This window comes from Variovorax humicola, assembly GCF_037889915.1.
GTDB lineage: Bacteria > Pseudomonadota > Gammaproteobacteria > Burkholderiales > Burkholderiaceae_C > Variovorax > Variovorax humicola.
This window is the reverse complement of sequence record NZ_JBBKZV010000022.1, coordinates 80,140-101,560: the sequence shown is the minus strand read 5'-3', so window position 1 is coordinate 101,560 and position 21,421 is coordinate 80,140. Positions and strand designations below refer to the sequence as shown.

Sequence of the window (21,421 nt, the reverse complement as noted above, 5' to 3'; positions counted from 1 at the left end):
CCGGTTCCGCGGGTGCCCACGAACAGACTTCGCCGTGCTCGTCCTGGTTTCATTTGTCGCGGAAGACGCTTGGCGTCATGGAGCACTGACATGGCCAGTCCCGCGATGGATCTGATCAAGCCGCTGATAACGCTGCTGGCCATTGTGAATCCGCTGGCGATCGTGCCCTTCTTCATCCACTACACGCAGGGGTTCACCGACGGCCAACGGCGGCGCACGGTGATGGTGTCCTCGTTCAGCGCGTTCGTGGTGATCGGGATCAGCGCGTTGCTCGGACTGCAGTTGCTGGCCTTCTTCGGTATCTCGATCGCGAGCTTCCAGGTAGGCGGGGGCATGTTGCTGCTGATGAGTTCGCTGTCGATGTTGAACGCCCAACCGGCCGAGATGAAGACCACGAACGAGGAGATCCGCGCGACCGAAGTCAAGGCCTCGCTGGGCGCGTCGATCGCGGTGGTGCCGCTGACCATTCCGTTGCTGACCGGGCCGGCCACCATGTCGACGGTGGTGATCTACGCCGAGAAGACGCGGCACATCTGGGAGTTGCTGGTGCTGGTGGGCTACGGTGCTGTGATCGCAGTCGCAACGGCCGCCGCCTTCTCGCTTGCCCAGCCGATCGCGCGCGTGCTGGGCAAGACCGGCATCAACGTCATGACGCGGCTGATGGGATTGATCCTGGCGGCGCTGGCCGTGGAGGTGATGGCCGATGGGTTGGGCAAGTTGTTCCCGATCCTCATTCACGCGCCCTGACGCCATCGCACGCGGTGCAAGTAGCACTCGCCACACTCGTGGTCGAGAAGATCGACGCATGCAAGACGACGCTGGCCTATTCGGTTGGGGAGCCGACCAGGTCGTACGTCAACATCACGCCGCAATGGCGAAGGGTCACGGCGACAGTCAGCCCCGGCACGCTGGAGTTCAAATTCCCCAACGGCGCTGCGGTCGTCTACAAGTTGCAGGCCAATGGCTCGCTGGCCGGCACGTACACAAGCCAGGGTTTCAATACGGCGGCAACCCTGACACGCGCTCCGGCTTGAAGGAGGCGCGCTACCGGCTATCGAGCCGCGCGAGCGCCCCTTGCACGTCGGCCGGCGAGCGCACCTGTACCGCCTGCAGGCCGGCGGCCACCGCACCGACCACGTTCTCGACCAGGTCGTCGAAGAACAGGATGTTCCCGGGCGCCACGCCGATGGCTTTGGCGATGTGTGCAAAGGCTGCCGCCTCCGGTTTGCGCATGCCGATTTCCGATGACACGAACACTCGGTCGAACGTGGCCGCAATGCGCGGATACGCGGCGTTCCACGCCCGCTGGTGTTCCGCGTTGGTGTTGCTGAAGGCGTAGCAGGGATAGTGCTTGCGCGCGTGCGCGACGGCGTCGAGGGTTTCGCTGATCTCGGCGCCGAAGATGCCGTTCCAGCCCTCGCCGATCTGCGCGTCGCTCGCCATGAGTTCGAGGTTGCGCCGCAGTCCATCGAAGTAGGCGGCGGCCGTGATTTCGCCGCGCTCGAGTTGGCGGTAGGGTTCGTCGTGGCCGAAGCGCTCGCGCACCTCGCGCAGCGGCAGTGCGGAATACCGTGCCCAGTGCTGGATCGCGCGTTCGAAGTCGAACTCGAACACCACGCCGCCCAGGTCGAACAGCAAGGCTTCAACGCGTGACACGGGCATCCCTTGACGTCTCCAGGTCGACGATGCGTGGCTGGATGGTGCCGGCATCGACGATCAATTCGCCTATCGAAATGGGCAGGCTGAAGCGTCGCGGTCCGGCGCTACCCGGGTTGACGTAGAGGACGCCGCCGCGCGGTTCGATCTTGGGACGGTGCGTATGACCGCTGACCACCACCTGCACGCCGGCCGCGGCAGCATCGATGTCGAGTTCGTCGAGGATGTGCAGCGCGTAGATGAAGATGCCACCGACCTGCACCATGTCGGTGTCGGGCACGGCGTCGGCCCACGGCTTGCGGTCGTTGTTGCCGCGCACGGCGGTGACGGGCGCGATGGCGGCGAGTTGCGCGAGGACTTCGGGCCCGCCGATGTCGCCGCCGTGCACGATGTGGTCGCACCCCTTCAGGAAGGCCAATGCCTCGGGGCGCAGCAGGCCATGGGTGTCGGAGATCAGGCCGATGCGAGTCATTTGCTGTTGGCTATTGGCTGTTGGCTGTTGGCTATTGGCTATTGGCTGTTTGATTACTTCAAGCCGTCGAGCCACTGGACCATGTCGTTGACTGCGGCATCGGTGGCCGCGGCGAGCGCCTTCACGCCCCCGGGGGCGTCGGCAGTGGCGGCCGGGCGTTGCACGGTGAACGTCTTCTGGCCGCGCACGCGGTCGCCGCCCGGCGCGCCGGTGATCATCGTGGCGCGCAGGCGCACCAGGCCAACGCTGGTCGAAGGGGTGTCGAAATACTGGCTGAACTCCTCGACGGTGACGCGCAGGGTGTCAGGCGCCTTGCCTTCCGCGCGGGTCATGCTGGCGTTCTCTTCGGCATTGAGCACGAGGCGGCGTTGCGACAAGCCATTGCGCAGGCGCTGCCGCACCATCTGCGTCGGCGCCATGCTCCAGCGCGCCTGGCCGTAGGGGCGCAACTCGTTGGGGTCGGCATAGCCGAGGCGATAGAGGATCTGCGTGCCATCCAGGCGCGGATTGGTCTCGAGTTCGGTGAGCGCGATGGTCGGCAAGGTCGGCGCGGCCACCGGGGCGGGCGCGGTGTCGCCGGGGCCGAAGTCGTACATCGTGACGCGCGAAGGCTTGTCGGGCAAGGCACCGCAGCCGGCGAGCGCGGCGCAGATACCAAGGCACGAGAGGGCTGCAGCGCCCGTACCTCGGGCGCGGGCGGCAAGAGTCTGGAGGACAGGAGTCGTCATGCGTGTCACCTTCATGGCCGCGCGCTTTCAGGCGGCGGGGAGAAGCCGGGCTCGCCCGGGCCGGGCACGACGCCGCCGTTGCCGAACAGGAGCGACTGCGGGTTGTCGTTGATGTTGTCGGCGGTTCGGCCGAGCCGGCGCACGGTGCGCGAAGCGTCGTCCGCGACGCGGTTGATTCGCGGGATCGTGGCACCGTTGAAGGTTTCGACCGCCAGAGACAGCGACCTGGCGCCGTCGCCGATCCGCTGCATGGCCCCGTCGGGCTGATTGAGCCGGGCGACCGTGGTGTTGAGATTGTTGGCCACGCGCGAGACGTCACCGGCAGCTTTCTTCACGCGCGCAAGTGCGTCGGGCATGGCCTTGAGCGCGGGGCTGAGATCGGCCTTTACGGTCTTGTCGAGCGTCTGCGTGAGCCGGTTGGCACCTGCGGCCGCCTGCCCGATGTTTTCGAGCGCGTCGCCGATACGCTTCTGGTTCTCGTCGGCGAGCAACAGGTTGGCGCGCTTCGCCGCCAGCTCGACCTGGTTGAGGATCGCCTCGCCGCGCTCCTGCAGCGCGGCCAGCACGGAAGGCTTGAGCGGAATGCGCGGTGGGTTCTCGTTGTTGGGCGCGAGGGTCTCCTGCGATTCGCCCTTGTCGTCCAGCGCGATGAAGGCCAGCCCGGTCACGCCCTGGTAGCTCAATGAAGCATAGGTCGAGGTGGTGAGCGGCACCCTTTCGTCGACGGAGATGCGCACGCGGACATTGCCCTTGACCTTCGGATCGAAGTCGATCGACGTGACCTTGCCGACCGCGATACCGCGGTAGCGCACCATGGCCTGTGGCTGCAAGCCGCTGACGGCATCGCGCGTGGAGAGTTCGTAGATGTTGCGCACGGTGTCGTCGCGCGTGAGCCAGAGCACCAGTGCGATGAGCGCGGCCAGCATGCCGATCACGAACGCGCCGGCGGCAATGGCATGGGACTTGTTTTCCATGGCGACCTCACCTCTTCTCGTGCAGGGCTTCCATGGCACGCTGGCCACGGCCGCCGAGGAAATACTCGTGGATGAACGGATGCGGATAGGTGATCACGTCGCGCGCGGTGCCGGTCACGATCACCTTCTTGTCCGCCAGCACGGCGATGCGAGTGCTCAGGTCGAACAGGGTGTCGAGATCGTGCGTGACCATCACCACCGTCAGTCCGAGTTCGCGGTGCAGACCGCTCAGCAGGTCGCAGAAGCCGTCGGCGCTTTCGGGATCGAGGCCGGCGGTGGGCTCGTCGAGCAGCAGCAGCGGCGGGTCCATGATGAGCGCGCGTGCAAGCGCCACCCGCTTGATCATGCCGCCCGAGAGGTCCGACGGGCTCTTGGCAGCCTGCTGCGCATCGAGACCCACCATCTGCAGCTTGACCAGCGCCGCATCGCGGATCAACTGGTCGGGGAACACCTGCAACTCGCGCAATGGAAACGCGACGTTGTCGAGCACGCTGAAGGCCGAGAACAAGGCCCCGTGCTGGAACAGCATGCCGACGTTGGCCGCCGCCATGCCGCGGAAGTGGCCGGGCTGCCGGCCGAGCACGCTGACCTCGCCTTTGTCGGGATGCTCCAGGCCCAGGATCTGGCGCAGCAACACCGTCTTGCCGGTGCCCGAACCACCCACCAGCGACAGCACCTCGCCGCGCCGGATCACCAGGTTGAGATCGCGGTGCACCACCTGGTCGCCATCGGGCGACTTGAAGACGGTCCAGAGATTGCGGATCTCGACCACGTTCTCGAATGCGTCGGCCGGCCCCGTCATTGGCGCAACCCGAAGTTCTTGAAGAGCACCGCGAACAATGCGTCGACGAGGATCACGATGGTGATCGAGGTCACCACGGACGACGTGGTGCCGCGCCCGAGGCTCTCGGTATTGGGCTTCACCTTGAGCCCGAAATAGCAGCCGATCAGCGCGATCAGGATGCCGAACACCGCCGACTTCGACAGCGCGATCCAGAGGTTCGACATCGGCACCGCGCGCGGCAACGCCGACATGAAGTACGTGGGCGAAATGTCGAGCGCCGCGTTGGCCGCGAACATGCCGCCGATCAGTGCCGCCATCGAGGTCCAACTGCTGATCAGCGGCATGGCGATGGCCAGCGCCAGCACGCGAGGCATGACCAGCCGGAAGCCATGCGAGATGCCCATCACGCGCATCGCGTCGAGTTCTTCCGTCACGCGCATCACGCCGATCTGCGCGGTGATGGCCGAGCCGGAGCGCCCGGCGACCAGTACCGCGGCCAGCACCGGCCCGAGCTCCCGAATGAGCGACAGCCCGAGGATGTTGACGATGAAAGCCTCTGCCCCGAAGTTGCGCAACTGCTGAGACGTGAGGTAGGCCAGCACCACGCCGATGAGCAAACCGACCAGGGCGGTGATCGGCAATGCCGTGGCGCCGAACTGGTAGAGCTGGCCCGAGAAATCGCGCCACGGCGCACGGTGCGGCGCACGGAAGAGGCGAATGATGTCGAGCGTGAGCTGGCCGATGATGCGCAGGAAATCGCGCACCACGAACATGATGCGCGGGCCGTTGTGCGCGAAGTCCCTGAAGCGGTCGGCCCAGGTCCGGGGCGGCTCCTCCGGCATGCTGCAGGTGTACAGCGCGACCTGGTCGAGCACGGCCTTGTGCTGCGGGTCCATCTCGAGTTGCGCGGGCCAGGCCTTTCCCCAATGGTTCCAGAGTACCTGCGCGCCGACATGGTCGAGCGGATCGATCGGCCGCAAGTCCCACGCCGTCGCGGAACGCGTGGAGGCCAGGCTTTGCAGCAACGTCGGCCAGGCGTTCGGCTGGGCAATGGCGATCGCCGTCCAGCGGCCGCTCGCCGTGACCGTGCCGGACGTCTGTTCGACTCGCGGCGAAGTGTCTGGCGAAGGGGACGCAACGGCAGGCATGGGCTCGATCGATTCCGGGAAGAGCGCTGGTTGGGGAGTGGCAGGGCTCGCATCATCGTAACCGCAGGGGCTGTCCACGCGGCGTAGGTACGACCCCAACCCGGCGCCGCCGCCTTTCGTGGCTTGGCGCGCATGGCGGGCATGCCTAAACTGCCCACACTCCATCGTCACAACGCGAGACTCCACCATGCAGATCATCAAGACTCCGATCGACCATTTCATCAACGGCCGCATGGTCGCCAACACCTCGGGCCGCACACAGGACGTGACCAACCCGGCGACCGGTTCGGTGACCGGCGTGGCAGGCCTGGCGAGCGCGACGGAAGTCGCTGCTGCCGTCGCCGCCGCCAAGGCAGCCTTCCCGGCCTGGGCCGACACGCCACCGATCCGCCGTGCGCGCGTGCTGTTCAGGTTCCTCGAGCTGCTCAACCTGCACAAGGACGAGTTGGCGCACCTGATCACCGCCGAGCACGGCAAGGTCTTCACCGACGCGCAGGGGGAGGTCACGCGCGGCATCGACATCGTCGAGTTCGCCTGCGGCATCCCGCAGCTGCTCAAGGGCGACTTCACCGACCAGGTCTCCACCGGCATCGACAACTGGACCCTGCGCCAGCCGCTCGGCGTGGTGGCCGGCATCACGCCGTTCAACTTTCCGGTGATGGTGCCGATGTGGATGTTTCCGGTTGCGATCGCCGCTGGCAACACCTTCATCCTCAAGCCGAGCCCCACCGACCCCAGCCCTTCCTTGCGCATCGCCGAGTTGCTGAAGGAAGCCGGCTTGCCGGACGGCGTGTTCAACGTCGTGCAAGGCGACAAGGTTGCGGTCGATGCACTGCTGGAACATCCGGACGTGAAGGCCATCAGCTTCGTCGGCTCCACGCCGATCGCCAACTACATCTACGAAACAGGTGCCCGCCACGGCAAGCGCGTGCAGGCGCTCGGCGGCGCGAAGAACCACATGGTCGTCATGCCCGATGCCGACATCGACCAGGCCGTCGACGCGCTGATCGGCTCCGGCTACGGCTCGGCCGGTGAGCGCTGCATGGCGATCAGCGTCGCGGTACTGGTCGGCGACGTGGCCGACCGCCTGTTGCCCAAGCTCATCGAGCGCACGAACACGCTGAAGGTGCTCGACGGCGAGAACCTGGCGGCCGAGATGGGCCCGATCGTGACGAAGGCCGCGCACGAGCGCATCACCGGCTACATCGGTCTCGGCGAAAAGGAAGGCGCCAAGCTGCTGGTCGACGGCCGCGGCTTCGACGCGAGGAAGGCCGGCGACGGCTGCGACGACGGCTTCTGGATGGGCGGCACGCTGTTCGACCACGTCACGCCGGACATGCGCATCTACAAGGAGGAGATCTTCGGTCCGGTGCTGGGCTGCGTGCGCGTGCACGATCTCGCACAGGCGGTGGACCTCATCAACGACCACGAGTTCGGCAACGGCGTGAGTTGCTTCACCAGGGACGGCAACGTTGCGCGCGAGTTCAGCCGGCGCATCCAGGTGGGTATGGTCGGCATCAACGTGCCGATCCCGGTGCCGATGGCCTGGCACGGCTTCGGCGGCTGGAAGCGCTCGCTGTTCGGCGACATGCATGCCTACGGCGAGGAAGGCGTGCGGTTTTATACGAAGCAGAAATCGATCATGCAGCGCTGGCCGGAGAGCATCGGAAAGGGTGCTGAATTCGTGATGCCCACTGCGAAATGAGCTCCCCCCCGAAGCGGCCATCGGCCGCCTCCCCCTCCAGTCCCCTCCAGGGGGCGTCGCCAGCGGCCCGGCGGAGCCGGTTCCGCGGCGCCCCCTGAGAGCACAGGGCACAGAATCGGGTCATGAGCGACACGACCTTCGACTATATCGTCATCGGTGGCGGCACGGCTGGTGCACTGCTGTGCAACCGACTCACGCGGCGGGCGGAAAGACGCACGCTGCTGATCGAGGCCGGGCGCAAGGACGATTACCACTGGATCCACATTCCTGTCGGCTACCTGTACTGCATCGGCAACCCGCGCACCGACTGGCTCTACAACACCGAGCCTGACGCCGGCCTCAACGGCCGCAGCCTGCGCTATCCGCGCGGCAAGACGCTCGGCGGCTGCTCGAGCATCAACGGGATGATCTACATGCGCGGCCAGGCGCGCGACTACGACCAGTGGGCTCGACTGACAGGCGACGACACCTGGCGCTGGGACCAGGTGCTGCCTTCATTCAAGGAGCACGAAGACTACTACCTCGGCGGCGACGCGATGCACGGCGCGGGCGGCGAATGGCGCGTCGAAAAGCAGCGGCTGCGCTGGGACATCCTCGACGCCTTTGCGGAGGCCGCCGTGCAGGCCGGCATTCCGCATTCCACCGACTTCAATCGCGGCACCAACGAAGGCGTCGGCTACTTCCAGGTCAACCAGAAGAACGGCTGGCGCTGGAACACGGCCAAGGCCTTCCTGCGGCCGACCTGCTACGGCCGGCCGAACTTCGAGATGTGGGTCAGCGCCCATGTCACGAAGCTCATCGTCGAGACACAGCCCGACGGCAGCCCTCGCTGCACCGGCGTGCAGGTATGGGACGGCCACCAGATGGTCACCGCCCACGCTACGCAGGAAGTGCTGTTGTGCGGTGGCAGCATCGGCTCGCCGCAACTCCTGCAACTATCGGGCATCGGCCCGGCGGACTTGCTGCAGCAGCATGGCATTCCGGTGGTCGCCGACCTGCCGGGCGTGGGAGCGAATCTGCAGGACCATCTGCAGATCCGCGCCGTTTTCAAGATCGAGGGCGCGTCGACGCTCAATGTGCTGGCCTCCTCGATGCTCGGCAAGGCGACGATCGGCCTCGAGTACCTGTTGAAGCGCAGCGGTCCGATGAGCATGGCGCCGTCGCAACTGGGCGCCTTCACACGCAGTTCGCCGGCGTACGAATGGCCAAACCTGGAGTACCACGTGCAACCGCTGTCACTCGACGCGTTCGGTGAGCCGCTGCATGCGTTCCCGGCGTTCACCGCAAGCGTGTGCAACCTCAACCCGACGAGCCGCGGCACGGTGCGCATCAAGAGCAACCGCTACCAGGACGCACCGGCCATTGCGCCCAACTACCTGAGCACGGAGGAAGACCGCAAGGTCGCGGCCGATTCGCTGCGCGTCACGCGCAACATCGTGGCGCAGCCGGCGCTGGCCAGGTACAAGCCGCAGGAATGGAAGCCCGGCCTGCAGTACCAGAGCGACGACGAACTGGCCCGGCTTGCGGGCGACATCGCGACCACGATCTTCCATCCGGTCGGTACCACCAAGATGGGCGCCGCCGACGATCCGATGGCGGTGCTCGATTCACGGCTGCGCGTGCGCGACGGCCGCGGCGGTTTCATCGCAGGGCTGCGCGTGGTCGATGCCGGCGCGATGCCAACCATCACCAGCGGCAACACCAACAGTCCGACCTTGATGATGGCGGAGAAGGCCGCAGCGTGGATTCGCGCGACGACCTGATCGCAACCCGGTGTCACAAATACCGGGTGGCAGCATCGCTGGCGCCAGGCCATTAGGCGGTGCGGACCTCGATGGACCGGGATTTGCAAACGAGCGATACAACCTGAAGCTGACGTTGCCCGCGAGCAACGGGTATCCCCCAATGCACATTCCCGGTGCTGCCGCTACAGTCTTGCCACTCGCAACGGGCCGCGCCCGCTGGGCGGGGCCGAGGAGACAAACCTTCGCGACCAAGTACAACGAATTAATAAAGGCTCTGTGCATGACACCGATGCCGCATTTGATAAAGCGCCGCTAGTCGGCGCTTTTTTTATGCCCTGGACGTTCGGAGGCTTGTGCGTCCGGTCTCTTCAGCTATCAATTCGATAGCAATCCTGAATGCGAAAATGCCCGCCATGGAAATGCTGGTGGTCACGGGAGCCTCCCTTCTCGCGGGATTTGTCGATTCGATCGTGGGCGGCGGCGGACTTGTTCTGGTGCCCGCTCTGTTCGCCACTTTTCCGGGCGCACCGCCAGCGACGTTGCTGGGCACCAACAAGAGCGCCTCGGTGTGGGGCACGGCGGCCGCGGCGGCCCAGTTCGGCCGAAAGGTGCAACTCCAGTGGGCATCGCTGCTACCGGCCGCAGCGGTCGGTTTTGCGGGCTCGTTGCTCGGCGCCTGGGCCGTCACCGTGTTTCCGGGCGAATTCCTGCGGCAGGCCCTGCCCTTCATCCTGCTGGCCGTGCTGGGCTATACCCTGGCCCGCAAGGATATGGGGCGCCACCACGTGCCGCGCTTCATCGGCCAGCACGAGACCATGGCCGCTTGCGCGGTCGGCCTGCTGATCGGGCTGTATGACGGTTTCTTCGGCCCGGGCACCGGAAGCTTCCTGGTGTTCCTGTTTGTGCGCTGGCTGGGCTACGACTTTCTCAATGCTTCCGCCTCGGCCAAGTGCATCAACGTCGCCACCAATCTTGCAGCGTTGATGCTGCTGGCGGCGAAGGGGCACGTGTGGTGGCACTACGGCTTGGTGATGGCCGCGGCGAATGTCGTGGGCAGCGTGCTCGGCACACGCGTGGCCCTGAAGCATGGCGCGGGCTTTGTGCGCGGCGTGTTTATCGTGGTGGTGAGCGCGCTGATTCTCAAGTCGGGCTACGACGCCTTCCTGCGCTAGCGGCGGCTAGCGGCGGCTAGCAGCGGCGAGCGGCGGCGAGCGGCGGCGCATCGCGACATCGCCTCCGTGCTGGCTGCGAGGCTCGGAAACAGCGGGAAACCACAAGCAATTCACGAAACTTTTTCCCTCGGAAGGAGGCACCGGGCCGATCATCGAAGCAGCTCGAAGGAATCCAGAATGCACAGTCATCAAAGCACCGTCAGCAGGCCAACCGAGGCTCAGCCACGCACCCCGCTGGCCGCGGCCGTGGCTCGCCGGTTCAGCGCCCTGTCGGTCCGACGCACCCGCGTCAACGCACAACGCCGGCAAGATCGACTCGCGCATCTTGATCTGGACCAGCGCGTGCGCGAATCGGGCGAGTGGTAGGTGGTCTGCTGAACACCCCCGATGCGCCTGCGGCGCCTCCCCCTCGAGGGGGCGCACCCGGCGGCCCGGCAAAGCCGGTTCCGCGGGGGAGATGAAACACCCCCGATGCGCCTGCGGCGCCTCCCCCTCGAGGGGGCGCACCCGGCGGCCCGGCAAAGCCGGTTCCACGGGTGCCCACGAACAGACTTGATTTCCTGCGATGGCAGGGCACGCGAACCGCGTGGTGGAAACTGAAATGAACTGACCGGGCTAGGGGCTATGCAACGTCAGGGCGTTGTTGCAGCGGGGGCGCTGGCGGCCGCAGCCGGCACGGCCACTGCCGCCGCCACCGCGGGCCACGCGGCCTCGCTGGCCAGCCGCGGCTTGCCGATCGGCGCCGACGCCTTGCCCACCTTGATGGCCGCCATGTCGGCCTCGCTCGGATACTGCCCGAGTAGCCAGTAGTCGAACACGCGCCGCGCGATGGGCGCCGCGGCCCCGGCACCCCACCCCGCGTTCTCCACGATCACTGCCACGGCGATCTTCGGATCATTGGCCGGCGCGAAGGCCATGAACAGTGCGTGATCGCGCTGGTGCTCTTCCAGTGCCTTGGCGTTGTATTTGGTGTTCTGCGCCTGCGTCACGGCTTGGGCCGTCCCAGTCTTGCCGGCGGCGACGTAGCCCGCACCGGTGAACACGGCACGCGCGGTGCCACCGGTGATCACGGCCTGCAGCCCTTCGCGCACCACGGCCACGTTGGCCGGCGCGAAGTGGAGATCGTCGACCGGCGGCTGCTCGACCGGCTGGGTCTTGCCAGTGACGGTGTCACGCGTGGCAACCACCAGGTGCGGCCGATGCTTGTGGCCGCCGTCCGCAATGATGGAGGTGGCCTGCGCGAGTTGCAGCATCGTGAAGCTGTTGTAGCCCTGCCCGATGCCCAGGGAGATGGTCTCGCCGGCATACCACTTCTTCATCTCGGGGCGCTTGTAGGCGTTGCGCTTCCATTCGGTGCTGGGCAGCACCCCGCGCACCTCGCCGCCGATGTCGATGCCGGTGATTTGGCCGAAGCCCATCGGCTTCATGAAGTCGTGGATCAGGTCCACCCCCATTTCGTTGGCGAGCGAGTAGTAGTAAATGTTGCTCGACAGCTGGATCGAGCGGCGCATGTCGACGTTGCCGATATTGCCCTCGGGGCTGCCGAAGCGGTGCCCGGCGAAGTTGTAGAAGCCCGGGTCGTTGATCTGCACGTTGGGCCCGCGCTTGCCGGTTTGCAGCGCACCCATGGCCATGAATGGCTTGTAGGTGGAGCCCGGCGGATAGGTGCCGCGCAGCGCACGGTTCAACAGCGGCTTGTCGATCGACTCGCTGAGTTCCTTCCAGCTCTCGCTGTCGATGCCTTCGACGAAGAGGTTGGGGTCGAAAGTGGGCTTGCTGACGAAGGCCAGCACTTCGCCGGTCTTGGGGTCGAGGGCGACCATCGCGCCGCGGCGCTCGCCGAACATGTCTTCGACCATTTTCTGCAGCTTGATGTCGAGCGACAGCATCACCGTATTGCCGGGCGTGGCCGGATGGCCGTTGAGCCGGCGCACCGCGCGTCCGCCGGCCGAGGTTTCCATCTGCTCGACGCCGGTCAGGCCATGCAGCGTCTTCTCGTAGCTCTGCTCGATGCCGAGCTTGCCGATGTATTCGGTACCACGGTAGTTGTCGTAGTCCTCGTCGTCCCACTCCTCCATCGCGGCCTTTTCTGTCTGGTTGATGCGACCGATGTAGCCGAGCACATGGCTGGCGATCTCGCCGTGCGGATAGTTGCGGAACAGGCGCGCCTTGATCTCCACGCCCGGGAAGCGGTAGCGCTGCGCGGCGAAGCGGGCCACCTCCTCGTCGCTCAGGCGCGTGCGGATGGGAATGGAGTCGAAGCTGCGGGAATCTTCGCGCAGCCGCTTGAAGCGCCTTCGGTCGCGCGGCCCGACCTCGATCACCGAGGACAGGCCGTCGATGGTTTCCTCGAGGTCGGCGACCTTGGACGGCGTGATTTCCAGCGTGTAGGCCGAATAGTTGGAGGCCAGTACGATGCCGTTTCTGTCGAGAATCAGGCCACGGTTCGGCACCACCGGCACGACCGCGGTGCGGTTGTTCTCGGCCTGTTCGGCAAGGTCCTCGTGACGCACCACCTGCAAGTAAGCCAGACGCAGGCAAAGCAGGCTGAATGCCGTCAGCACGACGAGTCCGATCACGATCACGCGACGCTTGAAGCGCGCGATGTCGGCAGCGACGTTGCGGATCTCAGTCATCGGGGTCGAGCTTAGGCTTGTGGGTTGTCAAAGGCAAACGTGGCGCGGGCTCCGCGGACGCTCTGGAGCGGCTACAGGGGCCGGTTGGCGTCGGGCTCCGGCGTGCGGCGTTGCGGCGCGAGCAGCAAGGCACTCACGAACGGCCAGAGCACCGCTTCGATCAACGGTGCGAACGCGAGGTTCCAACCCGGAAACAGCCCTCCGCCAATCATGCGGATGCCAAGTTCGACGAAGTGCGACAACGCGAACAGGGGCAGCAACTGCAGCGCCTGCGACACCACCGGATACCAGAGCAGGCGACGGTGAATCATGATCGCGAAGAAGCTCAGCGCCGTGTAGGAGAGTGCATGCTGGCCCAGCATGGCGGACTGGTGCACATCCATGAACAGTCCGAACACGAAGGCCACGCCGATACCGATGCGCGATGGCTGGTGCACGCTCCAGAACACGACGGCCAACGCAAGCAGGTCAGGGAACCAGGCGATGCGGCCGAGCGGCAGCATGTTCAGCAGCATGGCCAGGAGCAGGCTGCCCCAGATGAAAAGAGGGCTTACAGGCAGCAAGAGTTGCTGCTGGCCGGGACGCATGATCATCGCGCGGCTCCTTTCTCTTTCTTGTCTGCCTTGTCGGGTTGGGCGGCTTTGACCGGCTTGTCAGCCTTGTCAGCTTGGGCCGCCTTGTCAGCCTGGGCCGCCTTGTCAGCCTTGTCAGCCTTGTCAGCCTTGGCTGCCTTGTCTGCCTGGGCCGCCTTGTCTGCCTGGGCCGCCTTGTCCGCCTTGCCCGATTTCTCGCCCTTCTTCTTCGCGGGTACGACCGGTGCCGCCACGACCGGCGCCGGCTTGGGCGGCAGGTTCAGGTTGGCCGGCACCAGCACCATCACGTAGCGAGCGGCCGAAACGCCGCCCGCCGGCACGCAATGGATGCGCGCGAACGCGGAATCGGCGCGTCGTTCGATGCGGTCGATCTTGCCGACCGGCAAACCCGCCGGATAGACGCCGTCGACACCGCTGGTCGCCAGCAGGTCCCCTTCCTGCACGTCCGAGTTGGCCTGCATGAAGCGCAACTCCAGCCCGCCCCCATATGCATTGGCCTCGCCGAAGGCAACGCTGCGCGCACCGGTGCGGGTGTTCTGCACGGGAATGGCCAGGTCGCGGTCAGTCACCAGGGTGACCTCGCTCGTGAACGGAAGCACCTGCGTGACCTGACCCAGTACGCCGCGTTCATCGATCACCGGCGACCCGGGCAGGATGCCCTGCGTCATGCCCTGGTCGAGGATCAGCTTGCGTGTGTAGGGGTCGGCGGCGTCGTAGAGCACCTCGGCCACCCGGCCGGGCGTGGTGGTGCTGGCCCGCAGTTCGAGCATCGAGCGAAGCCGGGCGTTTTCCTGCGCGAGAGCATCCGATTGGCTCGCGCGCTCGGACTGCAGTGCGAGCGACTTGCGCACCTCTGCTTCGTTGCGCTGGGCGGTCTGCAGGTCTTCGAAGTAACGGGTGCCGCCCAATACCAGTTGCACTGGTTTCATCGCGACCCATTGCACCGGATAAAGCACCGCGCCGATGGCCGCCCGCACTGGCCGCACGATGTTGAATCGCGCATCCGCCACCATCAGGAACAGCGACAGCGCGCTGAAGAAAATCAGCTTGCTGAGCGCCGACGGCCCCTGGTTGAAGAGGGGCGGCGCAGTGCGATCAAGGGTGCCGAGGGGCATGGCATCAGGCCGGCGTCATATGGCAAAAAGCCGGCGCCATGCGAACATGGGCCGGCCACTGAAGTCTACGGGAATCACTCGCTGGTGAAGATACTTCCGAGACGATCCATGCGCTCCAGCGCGATACCGCAACCGCGCACCACGCAGGTCAGCGGGTCTTCGGCCACCAGCACCGGCAGGCCGGTTTCTTCCGCCAGCAGGCGGTCGAGATCCCGCAGCAGCGCGCCGCCACCGGTCAGCATCATGCCGCGCTCGGCGATGTCGGCGCCGAGTTCGGGCGGGGTTTGTTCCAGCGCGTTCTTCACGGCCGAGACGATGTTGTTGAGCGGGTCGGTCAGGGCTTCCAGCACTTCGTTGCTGCTGATGGTGAAACTGCGCGGCACGCCTTCGGAAAGGTTGCGGCCCTTGACTTCCATTTCCTTGACTTCGGACCCCGGGAAGGCCGAGCCGATGTTCTTCTTGATGACTTCGGCGGTCGGCTCGCCGATCAGCATGCCGTAGTTGCGGCGGATGTAGTTGATGATGGCCTCGTCGAAGCGGTCGCCGCCGACGCGCACGGACCCCTTGTAGACCATGCCGCCCAGCGAGATGACACCGACTTCCGTCGTGCCTCCGCCGATGTCCACGACCATCGAACCGGAGGCTTCGGACACCGGCAAACCGGCGCCGATGGCCGCAGCCATGGGTTCTTCGATGAGGTAGACGGAGGTGGCGCCTGCCGCCTCGGCCGCATCCTTGATGGCGCGGCGTTCGACCTGGGTGGACCCGCAGGGCACGCAGATGATGATGCGCGGGCTCGGCGTGAACAGCGTGCGCGGGTGCACCATCTTGATGAACTGCTTGATCATCTGCTCGGTGATCACGAAGTCGGCGATCACGCCATCCTTCATGGGTCGGATGGCTTCGATGTTGCCGGGCACCTTGCCGAGCATGGCCTTGGCCTCTGCCCCGACCGCCTGGATCACCTTCTTGCCGTGCGGACCGCCTTCATGCCGGATGGCCACGACGGAGGGTTCGTCCAGCACAATGCCCTTGTTGCGGGCAAAGATCAGGGTGTTGGCTGTGCCGAGGTCAATGGCAAGGTCGGTCGAAAAGTATCGACGGAAAACTCCGAACATTTTGCGGGATCCTTGTGGCACCGCGTGCGCTTCGGCATGCGGTCGCCTTTAATCTGTGGGTCGTCTGACGGGGATGAATAGAGGTTTTTGCAGCAAAAGCCGGCGCGTTCGCGTGGGTTGCGGCAAAGGCGGGATAATAACCGATCCCCCCGGCCTGACGGGCCAGCACACGCCCCGCACGTGCGATTACGTCGCTCTTTCTCCCCCGATTTCAGACGTTTCCTCCAATGTCACTTACCGATTCCGATATCGCGCGCATTGCGTCGCTCGCCCGGCTCCAGCTCGGCAGCGAAGAAAGCACGCGCATGCTGGGCCAGATCAATGGCTTTTTTGCGCTGGTCGAACGCATGCAGGCGGTCGACACCACAGGTGTCGAGCCTTTGGCGCATCCCGTGGCGACCATTGAAGACATATCGCTGCGACTGCGCGATGACGTCGTGAGCGAGCCGAATTGCCGCGAGGCGAATCAACGCAGCGCACCGGCAGTCGAGGCGGGGCTGTTCCTGGTGCCGAAGGTGATCGAATGAGCACCGCCCGGCCGCCCGAAGGTGCTCCGAATCGCAGTGCGAAGCACGAAGGTTTTCACATGATTTCCGCCCAGCCGCCCGGAGGCGCTCCGCACCGCAGTGCGAAGCACGAAGGTTTTCGAATGATTTCCACCCAGCCGCCCGAAGGCGCTCGCGCCGCAGTGCGAAGCACGGAGGTTTCGCAATGAGCCGGCCCGACTTGCATCAGATGGGTGTGACCCAACTCGCCAAGGCGCTCGCGGCGCGCGAGGTGTCGGCGAAAGAAACGGCGCAGCATTTTCTGGGTCGCATCCAGTCGCATGGCGAGCTGGGCGCGTTCGTCTCGCTCGATGCCGACGTCACGCTGACGCAGGCGCGTGCGGCCGACGAGAAGCTGAGCGCCGGTGGCGCACCTGCGTTGACGGGCGTGCCGATTGCGCACAAGGACATCTTCGTCACGACCCACTTCCCGACCACCGCGGGTTCGAAGATCCTGGAAGGCTACCGCTCGCCCTTCGACGCAACGGTGGTGCGCAGGCTCGCCGAAGCCGGCGCCGTGACGCTGGGCAAGCTGAGCTGCGATGAGTTTGCGATGGGCTCGTCGAACGAGAACGTGGCCGTGCCGGCCATCGGCCTGGATGCCGCGACGCCAGTGCGCAATCCGTGGGACGCATCGCGCATTCCGGGGGGCTCGTCGGGGGGCAGCGCCGCGGCGGTTGCCGCGCGCCTGGCGCCGGCTGCGACGGGCACTGACACCGGCGGCTCGATCCGCCAGCCCGCCTCGTTCTGCGGCATCACCGGCATCAAGCCGACCTACGGCCGTGCCTCGCGCTACGGCATGGTGGCGTTTGCATCGAGCCTCGACCAGGCGGGCCCGATGGCGCGCTCGGCCGAAGATTGCGCGCTGCTGCTGTCGGCCATGTGCGGCCCCGATCTCGATCGCGATTCGACTTCGATCGACCGGCCCGCAGAGGACTTCTCTCGCAACCTGAACGACTCGCTCGAGGGCCTGCGCATCGGCGTGCCGAAGGAGTTCCTCGGCGATGGCGTGGCGCCCGGCGTACGCGCAGCGATCGATGCTGCATTGGCGGAGTACGAGAAGCTGGGCGCCAGGCGTGTCGCGATCACGCTGCCGCGCACCGAGCTGTCGATCCCGGTCTACTACATCCTTGCGCCTGCGGAAGCATCGAGCAACCTGAGCCGCTTCGACGGCGTCAAGTTCGGCCACCGCGCCGCCAAGTACAAGGACCTCGCCGACATGTACGCGCAGACGCGCGAGGAAGGCTTCGGCGACGAGGTGAAGCGCCGCATCATGATCGGCACCTATGTGCTGAGCCACGGCTACTACGATGCGTACTACCTGCAGGCACAGAAGGTGCGGCGCATGATTGCAGACGACTTCCAGCAGGCGTTCAAGGAATGCGACGTGATCGCTGGCCCTGCCGCACCGACGGTCGCGTGGAAGATCGGCGAACACGGTGACGATCCGGTGGCCGATTACCTGGCCGACATCTTCACCTTGCCGGGTTCGCTCGCGGGGCTGCCCGGCATGAGCCTGCCGGTGGGATTCGGCGAAGGCAACATGCCGGTGGGCCTGCAGCTCATCGGCAACTACTTCGGCGAGGCCAGGCTGCTGAACGCGGCACACCGGTTCCAGCAGGCGACGGACTGGCATACCCGCATGCCTGAGGGTTTCTAGGATGGGTCTGGGGGCTGCCGTGCGATTGGGGCCTGATGGCCTGGGTGGCCTGGGTGGCCTGGGGCGGGATCACGCCGACGGCGTACTCTGCTCCGCGAATGTCCCCCGCCGTCAGCCTGCGGCCGCCGGCTCCTCCTTTATTTCGCTGCGCAGAGCACACCATCGACATGATCCAGACGCGCAGTCGTTGATCGGCCGACACCACCGACCGTTCCACGCGCCGAGGGTGCTGGGTGTCCCTCGCAGCGAAATAAGGGAGGAGCCGAAGGCGGGGGACATTCGCGCAGGGGGATACCCAGTGCCCTCGGCACGCACCCCGATCATCGGCATCCGATCGCCGGCACCCCCGAACGCCAGCAACCCGACAAGACAACAACATGTGTTGGAGCAAACAAGATGAGTGAAACCGCTGTCGTGAACCCTTTTGCCGAGGCGCAAGTCGGCCGCCCCACCGGGCCGCTGGTGCAGGGCTTCGAAGTCATCATCGGCTTCGAGACGCATGCGCAGCTTTCGACCGAGAGCAAGATCTTCAGCCGCGCCTCGACGGCCTTCGGCGCGGAGCCGAATACGCAAGCCTGCGCGGTCGACCTGGCCCTGCCCGGCACGTTGCCCGTGATGAACAAGGGCGCCGTCGAACGCGCCATCAAGCTCGGGCTGGCGCTCGGCTCGCACATCGCGCCGCGCAGCGTGTTCGCGCGCAAGAACTACTTCTACCCCGACCTGCCCAAGGGGTACCAGATCAGCCAGTTCGAGATCCCGGTGGTGCAAGGCGGCACGGTGAGCTTCTTCGTCGGCGATGAACTGAAGGCCGTGCGTCTGGTGCGTGCGCACCTCGAGGAAGACGCGGGCAAGTCGCTGCACGAGAACTTCATCGGGCAGTCGGGCATCGACCTCAACCGCGCCGGCACGCCGCTGCTGGAGATCGTGACCGAACCCGACATGCGCTCCACCGCCGAGGCCGTGGCCTATGCGAAGGAACTGCACAAGATCGTGACCTGGATCGGCATCTGCGACGGCAACATGCAGGAAGGCAGCTTCCGCTGCGACGCCAACGTGTCGGTTCGCCGCCCCGGCGAGCCGCTGGGCACGCGGCGCGAGATCAAGAACCTCAACAGCTTTCGCTTCATGCAGCAGGCGATCGACTACGAGATCCGCTGGCAGATCGGCGAGATCGAGGACGGCCGCGCCATCCAGCAAGCCACCGTGCTGTTCGACCCCGACACCGGCGAGACGCGCGCGATGCGAACCAAGGAAGACGCGGCCGACTACCGCTACTTCCCCGACCCCGACCTGCCGCCGCTGGCGATTGCGCAGGAGTGGATCGACCGCGTGAAGGCCGCCATGCCCGAATTGCCGCGCGCGATGGCGCAGCGCTATGTAGCCGACCTCGGGCTGTCGGAATACGACGCAACGCAGCTGACGCAGAGTGTGGCGTTGGCGCGCTACTTCGACGAGGCCGTGGCGAAAGGCGCCACGCCGAAGCTCGCCAGCAACTGGATCACCGGAGAGATCGCACGGCGACTCAACGCGCAGGAAATCGGCATCGAGGCCGCGCCCGTGAAGGCCGCACAACTTGGGCAACTGATCGCACGCATCAGCGACGGCACGATCCCGAACAGCGCCGCGCGCGTGGTGTTCGATGCACTGTGGAGCGGCGAAGGCAACGAAGTCGACGCGATCATCGCGGCGAAAGACCTGAAGCCGATGAACGACACAGGCGCGCTCGAAAAGATCATCGACGGCGTGCTGGCGACGAACCAGAAAAACATCGACGAATACCGCTCCGGCAAGGACAAGGCCTTCAACGCATTGGTCGGCCAGGTCATGAAGGCGAGCCAGGGCAAGGCCAACCCCGCGCAAGTCAACGCGCTGCTGAAATCGAAGCTCGGCTGACAGCGTATTGCGTGGGCTGCCGCGGAGCTGGCTTTGCCAGGCCGCCGGTGTCGTCCCCGGCAGGGGGTGGGAGGAGCGCACAAAGTGCGCGGAGCCTGGGGGCGAGCAAGAATGCTGCCGAGCTCACTTGCTCCACAACTGCTTCAGCCGAGTCCGCTCGTCGTCGAAGCGTGCATTGACGCGCCGCTTTTCCTCTTCCTGCTCGCCGATGAAACGGTTCTGCACCGCCATGGCCTGGTTGCTCTCGTCGATCTGGCGTCGCAACGCGGCCGGGGCCTTGTTGGCGTCGTTCCGGTAGAACTCCAACTCGGCGTCGATCCTTTTTCGGTCTTCGGCCAGTTCGCCCTGGCGCTTGCGGGCGGACTGGATCACGGAGTCGATCTGGGCGATTGCATCCGCACGATCGCGCTCGTGGGCGGCATCGTTGGGATAGCGCATGAGCAACGCGCGCTCGCGCCTGCGCTCTTCGCTCTGCTTCGACGCCGCAATCTGCGCCTGCCGCGCGCGTTCGTCGCGCTCGGCCTGTTCCTTGGGGGTGTAGCTCGGCTCGACGCGGCGGCGCATGGTGCCGCTGGAGTTCAGTTCGCGCTGCTCGCGGTCGAGGCAATCGGCGATGGGACGGTCCGAGGTGATGGTGCGACCGCGTGAATCGACGCAGCTGTAGATGCCCGCGCCGTTCGCCGGCTGCGCCTGCTGGGCCTGTACGGCGGACGCGGCAATTCCCAGCGCCAGCGGCAATCCAGCAAGAAGAACGGCAAGGCGCACTGGTTCGATCCCTTCAACGTGGCTGGTCAGGCCGCACCGTATCGTGCCCTGTAGGCCAGCACTCCTTCGCGATGGGCATCCAGCGAGTTGTCCGGACGGCCTGAGAGGTAATGTAACAAGTCGTTCAGGGTTGCGATCGACATGACTTTCAGACCGAGTTGATTTCGTACATATTGCACAGCGCTGTGGTCGACGTCGACTCCGTTCTCGGTCGCCTTCTCCTGGCGGTCGAGCGCGATGGCCACGGCGTAGGGGGTCGCGCCGGCGGCCTCGATGATGGCGATGGATTCGCGCACTGCGGTGCCGGCCGACATCACGTCGTCGACGATCAGCACGCGACCCTTGAGCGGCGCGCCAACCAGGCTGCCGCCTTCACCGTGGGCCTTGGCTTCCTTGCGGTTGTAGCAAAAGGGCACGTTGCGGCCGCGCCGCGCCAGCTCCGCGGCCACCGTGGCGCCGAGCGGGATGCCCTTGTAGGCGGGGCCGAAGATCATGTCGAATTCGAGCCCGCTGGCGATCAGTCGCTCTGCATAGAATTCGGCCAGCCGCGCCAGCTTGAGGCCGTCGTCGAACAGCCCGGCATTGAAAAAATAGGGGCTGATGCGGCCCGACTTGATCTTGAATTCGCCGAAGCGAAGCACGCCCGCGTCGAGCGCGAATTGCACGAAGCGCTGGGCCAGATCCACACCACCCATCTCAGCCATATCGGGAA

20 protein-coding genes are annotated in these 21,421 nt (G+C 65.8%); 8 read left to right on the top strand and 12 right to left on the bottom strand.

Features of this window, described 5'->3' with window-relative positions:
- Positions 1-90 precede the first annotated feature (90 nt).
- Positions 91-747, top strand: a complete 657-nt coding sequence (locus tag WKW80_RS26230) for a MarC family protein (protein ID WP_422822964.1) — start codon at positions 91-93, stop codon at positions 745-747.
- 14 nt (positions 748-761) lie between these two features.
- Positions 762-1,034 (top strand): hypothetical protein, encoded by a 273-nt coding sequence (locus WKW80_RS26225; protein WP_340366509.1) that lies wholly within the window; start codon positions 762-764, stop codon positions 1,032-1,034.
- Positions 1,035-1,044: 10 nt separating this feature from the next.
- On the opposite strand, the gene WKW80_RS26220 is transcribed toward WKW80_RS26225, so the two are convergent.
- From WKW80_RS26220 to WKW80_RS26195, 6 genes are read right to left on the bottom strand one after another with little or no spacing between them, the layout of a single operon-like run.
- Positions 1,045-1,662 carry an HAD family hydrolase gene (locus WKW80_RS26220; RefSeq protein WP_340366508.1) on the bottom strand — a complete coding sequence of 206 codons (618 nt, stop codon included), beginning with the start codon at positions 1,660-1,662 and terminating at the stop codon, positions 1,045-1,047.
- Complete coding sequence (locus tag WKW80_RS26215; RefSeq protein ID WP_340366507.1) at positions 1,643-2,128, bottom strand: metallophosphoesterase family protein; 486 nt, start codon at positions 2,126-2,128, stop codon at positions 1,643-1,645. The genes WKW80_RS26220 and WKW80_RS26215 overlap by 20 nt, the downstream gene beginning before the upstream one ends.
- Before the next feature lie 53 nt (positions 2,129-2,181).
- Positions 2,182-2,856 (bottom strand): ABC-type transport auxiliary lipoprotein family protein, encoded by a 675-nt coding sequence (locus tag WKW80_RS26210; RefSeq protein WP_340366506.1) that lies wholly within the window; start codon positions 2,854-2,856, stop codon positions 2,182-2,184.
- An 11-nt stretch (positions 2,857-2,867) separates the two neighbouring features.
- Positions 2,868-3,830: an MlaD family protein gene (locus tag WKW80_RS26205; protein ID WP_340366505.1), complete on the bottom strand. Its 963-nt coding sequence runs from the start codon at positions 3,828-3,830 to the stop codon at positions 2,868-2,870.
- 7 nt (positions 3,831-3,837) lie between these two features.
- On the bottom strand, positions 3,838-4,632 hold the full coding sequence (locus WKW80_RS26200; RefSeq protein WP_340366504.1) for an ABC transporter ATP-binding protein: 795 nt from the start codon (positions 4,630-4,632) through the stop codon (positions 3,838-3,840).
- Positions 4,629-5,762, bottom strand: a complete 1,134-nt coding sequence (locus WKW80_RS26195) for an MlaE family ABC transporter permease (protein ID WP_340366503.1) — start codon at positions 5,760-5,762, stop codon at positions 4,629-4,631. Before WKW80_RS26195 ends, WKW80_RS26200 begins: the two co-directional genes overlap by 4 nt.
- 187 nt (positions 5,763-5,949) lie before the next feature.
- Between WKW80_RS26195 and WKW80_RS26190 the strand changes: the two genes are divergently transcribed.
- From WKW80_RS26190 to WKW80_RS26180, 3 genes are all read left to right on the top strand, one after another.
- Positions 5,950-7,467, top strand: coding sequence for a CoA-acylating methylmalonate-semialdehyde dehydrogenase (locus tag WKW80_RS26190; RefSeq protein WP_340366502.1), 1,518 nt, complete (start codon positions 5,950-5,952; stop codon positions 7,465-7,467).
- 122 nt (positions 7,468-7,589) lie between these two features.
- Entirely contained in the window at positions 7,590-9,230 is a 1,641-nt protein-coding gene (locus tag WKW80_RS26185; RefSeq protein WP_340366501.1) for a GMC family oxidoreductase, read from the top strand.
- Positions 9,231-9,625: 395 nt separating this feature from the next.
- Positions 9,626-10,384 (top strand): sulfite exporter TauE/SafE family protein, encoded by a 759-nt coding sequence (locus tag WKW80_RS26180; protein WP_340366526.1) that lies wholly within the window; start codon positions 9,626-9,628, stop codon positions 10,382-10,384.
- A 632-nt stretch (positions 10,385-11,016) separates the two neighbouring features.
- On the opposite strand, the gene mrdA is transcribed toward WKW80_RS26180, so the two are convergent.
- The 4 genes from mrdA to WKW80_RS26160 all read right to left on the bottom strand — a co-directional run bounded on the left by mrdA (position 11,017) and on the right by WKW80_RS26160 (position 15,846).
- Positions 11,017-13,020, bottom strand: a complete 2,004-nt coding sequence (gene mrdA, locus WKW80_RS26175) for a penicillin-binding protein 2 (RefSeq protein WP_340366500.1) — start codon at positions 13,018-13,020, stop codon at positions 11,017-11,019.
- 71 nt (positions 13,021-13,091) lie between these two features.
- Entirely contained in the window at positions 13,092-13,613 is a 522-nt protein-coding gene (mreD, locus tag WKW80_RS26170; protein ID WP_340366499.1) for a rod shape-determining protein MreD, read from the bottom strand.
- Positions 13,610-14,728, bottom strand: a complete 1,119-nt coding sequence (gene mreC / locus WKW80_RS26165) for a rod shape-determining protein MreC (RefSeq protein WP_340366498.1) — start codon at positions 14,726-14,728, stop codon at positions 13,610-13,612. The genes mreD and mreC overlap by 4 nt, the downstream gene beginning before the upstream one ends.
- 74 nt (positions 14,729-14,802) lie before the next feature.
- Positions 14,803-15,846: a rod shape-determining protein gene (locus tag WKW80_RS26160; RefSeq protein ID WP_340366497.1), complete on the bottom strand. Its 1,044-nt coding sequence runs from the start codon at positions 15,844-15,846 to the stop codon at positions 14,803-14,805.
- Positions 15,847-16,073: 227 nt separating this feature from the next.
- On the opposite strand from WKW80_RS26160, the gene gatC reads away from it, so the two are divergent.
- The 3 genes from gatC (at position 16,074) to gatB (ending at position 19,944) form a co-directional block, all read left to right on the top strand.
- Positions 16,074-16,373, top strand: coding sequence for an Asp-tRNA(Asn)/Glu-tRNA(Gln) amidotransferase subunit GatC (gatC, locus tag WKW80_RS26155; RefSeq protein ID WP_340366496.1), 300 nt, complete (start codon positions 16,074-16,076; stop codon positions 16,371-16,373).
- Between the two features lie 184 nt (positions 16,374-16,557).
- Complete coding sequence (gene gatA, locus WKW80_RS26150; protein WP_340366495.1) at positions 16,558-18,051, top strand: Asp-tRNA(Asn)/Glu-tRNA(Gln) amidotransferase subunit GatA; 1,494 nt, start codon at positions 16,558-16,560, stop codon at positions 18,049-18,051.
- A 396-nt stretch (positions 18,052-18,447) separates the two neighbouring features.
- Positions 18,448-19,944, top strand: a complete 1,497-nt coding sequence (gene gatB, locus WKW80_RS26145) for an Asp-tRNA(Asn)/Glu-tRNA(Gln) amidotransferase subunit GatB (protein WP_340366494.1) — start codon at positions 18,448-18,450, stop codon at positions 19,942-19,944.
- Between the two features lie 123 nt (positions 19,945-20,067).
- On the opposite strand, the gene WKW80_RS26140 is transcribed toward gatB, so the two are convergent.
- Both WKW80_RS26140 and pyrE read right to left on the bottom strand, forming a co-directional pair.
- On the bottom strand, positions 20,068-20,709 hold the full coding sequence (locus WKW80_RS26140) for a DUF4124 domain-containing protein (protein ID WP_340366493.1): 642 nt from the start codon (positions 20,707-20,709) through the stop codon (positions 20,068-20,070).
- Positions 20,710-20,735: 26 nt separating this feature from the next.
- Positions 20,736-21,404, bottom strand: a complete 669-nt coding sequence (gene pyrE / locus WKW80_RS26135; protein ID WP_340366525.1) for an orotate phosphoribosyltransferase — start codon at positions 21,402-21,404, stop codon at positions 20,736-20,738.
- Positions 21,405-21,421: the final 17 nt, after the last annotated feature.